Raw genomic sequence first — 3010 nt, forward strand, 5'->3', positions numbered from 1 at the left:
CATCCCCGTTTAGAATATAGCTTGACCCTGTCAGGCAAAAATAGTAGTGATGCCGATCACTACCAGGAAAAAGACGGAAGAAATGCACTTCAGGAACTAGCCAAATTAAATCAAGGAGACAACCCATGAATTATCACTATAGTATTTATATTCAATGGTCACAAGAAGACAACAAATTTATCGCCCATCTCCCTGAATTTGTCTCCTATGCTCATACTCACGGCGAAACCTACAATGAAGCGCTACAAAATGCCCTTGAAGTTCTAGATTTCCTTATCGAAGACTACACTGCACGAGACAAATCTCTCCCAATTTTTCAGGCTATTTCCCCATAGCTAAAATATACTCTATTACAATCAAAACGTATTTTATCTGAGCAATTATGGCTGAATTAAGTTCAAAAATTACGGCAATTATTTATTCTGGTGAACAACAAGGATATGTAGGCGAATGCGTGGAAATTTCGGTTGTGACCCAAGGAAATACCTTGGATGAGGTGGTTAATAATCTCAAAGAAGCTGTCTTATTACATTTAGAAGGGGAAGATCCTAGTGAGTTTGGTCTAGTTGCCAAACCTTCTCTACAGATTACGGTTGAGTTACAGCCTGAATATGCCTAAACTGAAACAACTATCAGGCAAAGACGTGATCAAGATTCTCGCTCGATTTGGCTTTACTATTCACAGTCAACGAGGAAGTCACATTAAATTGCGTCGTGTTATCTCCCAGAGAAGAGAGACTTTAACTATTCCCAATCATCGAAAACTTGATCCTGGAACCTGTTAGGCAATTTTCAAACAAGCAAGTCAATATATTCTAGAATCAGAGCTTTATCCTTATTTCTATGATTTATAGAAAAAGTTAAGTGAAGCGGGGTTAAAATGATCGACAAATATCTAATTGTTCTCGAAAAAAGTGAAACGGGATTTTCCGCTTATTCACCCGATGTAGTAGGGTGTGTACCAACAGGGGCGACTTTAGAAGAAACAACGGAGCAAATGCGATCGGCTTTGGCTTTGCATTTGGCAGATGTTGAAAACTTGCCCGAACCGCGAGGGATTGATGCCTATTTAGAAGCTTTGCGAGATTCGGAAGGAGAAGCATTTTTTCTAACTCATATTCCCATAGATCAAGTGTTAGTTAAACCTTAGTTTTATTAAGGAAAATGAACGATAAACTTAAGCAAACTGGAATTAAAGCTTTTACTTTAATATGATCAAAGATCAGGTACAGGAACCAGAAGCCTGTTCCACGGGGTAGGCATTTTGTTATTTCACAGGCTATAATCTTATTAAAGATAAAACACAAGAACCAGAAGCCTGTTACACTATCTAACAATTAATTAAGTGCCATTTACTAGCAAGGAGTTGTATCATGGAACCTTTAACGCTATTGGCTACAGCAGTCACGATTATTTTGGGGGGAGCGTTGGCCCGTGTGGGGGAGCTTGTCTTAGATGGTTCCCGTGAAAAACTGACAAATTTAATCGCAGTCAAGTCTCCTGATACTTTAAAAAAGTTGCAATCCGCTAACCAAGATCCTGCTTTGTTACCTGAAACGATTGAGGTAATGGCGACTCTATTGAAAGACCCAGAAAGACAAAAAGTTGCAGAACAAGTGTTTAAGGAAAATCAATCTAATCCTTACGTTATTAATATGATGAAAAATGTTGGAATTGTTAATCAAGGAACAAGTCATAATCCGACTTTTAACTTCAACTGACCACAGCCGCCTGTAGGGGAGCAGGTTAAACAAAACCCTGCTAACTTAGATACAACCAGTGAGAGTTCCAAGTCTATTTCGACTTCTCTTTCTAATCTTGATTACGGCATTGAAAGTCTATGTAAATTGAAAGCAATTTTCTACAAACTTAAGGGAAATGCTCGTCAACAGGAGGGCAAAGTTAATATAACAGTTAAAGAATTATCAGAATGGATTCAGGCAATTCAATCCGCAGAATCAGAATTTGAGCAATTTTAAAATTTATTGGAGGCTAATGATGATTCAGATTCATAAAAATCAAACTAATTCGGCTCAGGCTAGTAATTATGAAACAGAGTTAAATCTTGAGAACTTTGATCAGATTACGCCCAAAAAACATAATCCTAAAATCTATCAAAAGCTCTTAAAAAAAGCTCAGGATATTGGTGATAAACAATCTGAGGTTTTTGCTCTTGGCCGGTTAGCAATGATTTATCAATCTTGGGGTCAATATAGAGAAGCAGTACAATATCTTCAGCAACAATTAGTAATTATTAGAGAAACTAATGATCGGTATTCGCTGGCGAATACTTTAGGTAATTTGGGAGCGGCTTATCAGTCTTTAGGGCAGTATCAAGAAGCAATTTCACATCTTCAAGAACAATTAGCAATTGCTCAGGAGATCGGCGATATTCTTGCCCTAGCAAATGCTTTCGGAAATCTGGGGATTACTTATCAATCCTTAGGAAAATATCAGCAAGCAATTGAATATTTTCAAAAACAATTAGAAATTGCCCAGCAAATTGGTGATAAAACATCAGAAGCAAATGCTTCGAGCAATTTAGGTATTTCTTATCAATATCAAGGCGATTTTGCTCAAGCAGAATCTCTATTTTTACAAGGATTAAAAATCCATGAAGAGTTATTTGGTTGCAATAATCCCAGTGTTGCTTCTAATCTCAACAATCTGGCGAGTCTTTATCAAGATCAAGGGAGATACACAGAAGCAGAACCTCTCTTTTTACGCTCGCTGGCGATTCGGGAAAAGCTATTAGGAAAAGAGCATCCTTATGTGGCGACCAGTCTCAACAATCTGGCGAGTCTTTATTGCGCTCAAGGGAAATACGCAGAAGCAGAACCTCTCTTTTTGCACTCGCTGGAGATTACGGAAAAGCAATTAGGCTCCGACCATCCTGATGTGGCGACCAGTCTCAACAATTTGGCGTTACTTTATGATTCTCAAGGGAAATACGCAGAAGCAGAACCTCTCTTTTTGCGAGCGCTGGCGATTACAGAAAAGCAATTAGGAG

Annotated in this window: 7 protein-coding genes; all 7 read left to right on the forward strand. The window is 38.3% G+C overall.

The features are described from left to right. The first annotated feature begins 125 nt into the window (after positions 1 to 125). Positions 126 to 335, forward strand: coding sequence for a type II toxin-antitoxin system HicB family antitoxin (locus PX636_RS03600; RefSeq protein ID WP_002763539.1), 210 nt, complete (start codon positions 126 to 128; stop codon positions 333 to 335). Positions 336 to 382: 47 nt separating this feature from the next. Continuing rightward, positions 383 to 619: a type II toxin-antitoxin system HicB family antitoxin gene (locus tag PX636_RS03605; RefSeq protein ID WP_004162744.1), complete on the forward strand. Its 237-nt coding sequence runs from the start codon at positions 383 to 385 to the stop codon at positions 617 to 619. Continuing rightward, complete coding sequence (locus PX636_RS03610) at positions 612 to 785, forward strand: type II toxin-antitoxin system HicA family toxin (RefSeq protein ID WP_002763541.1); 174 nt, start codon at positions 612 to 614, stop codon at positions 783 to 785. Before PX636_RS03605 ends, PX636_RS03610 begins: the two co-directional genes overlap by 8 nt. Before the next feature lie 95 nt (positions 786 to 880). Continuing rightward, the gene (locus PX636_RS03615; RefSeq protein ID WP_288116251.1) at positions 881 to 1150 is read left to right on the forward strand and encodes a type II toxin-antitoxin system HicB family antitoxin; all 270 of its coding nucleotides are present in this window, start codon (positions 881 to 883) and stop codon (positions 1148 to 1150) included. Between the two features lie 223 nt (positions 1151 to 1373). Beyond that, positions 1374 to 1721 (forward strand): hypothetical protein, encoded by a 348-nt coding sequence (locus PX636_RS03620; protein WP_004162750.1) that lies wholly within the window; start codon positions 1374 to 1376, stop codon positions 1719 to 1721. A gap of 126 nt (positions 1722 to 1847) precedes the next feature. Next, positions 1848 to 1979, forward strand: a complete 132-nt coding sequence (locus tag PX636_RS03625) for a hypothetical protein (RefSeq protein ID WP_288116252.1) — start codon at positions 1848 to 1850, stop codon at positions 1977 to 1979. Between the two features lie 19 nt (positions 1980 to 1998). After that, a partial coding sequence (locus tag PX636_RS03630; RefSeq protein ID WP_353853449.1) for a tetratricopeptide repeat protein occupies positions 1999 to 3010 on the forward strand: 1012 nt, incomplete at its 3' end.

The sequence above is a fragment of the Microcystis sp. M53598_WE2 genome (assembly GCF_030067735.1).
Classification (GTDB): Bacteria; Cyanobacteriota; Cyanobacteriia; order Cyanobacteriales; family Microcystaceae; genus Microcystis; species Microcystis aeruginosa.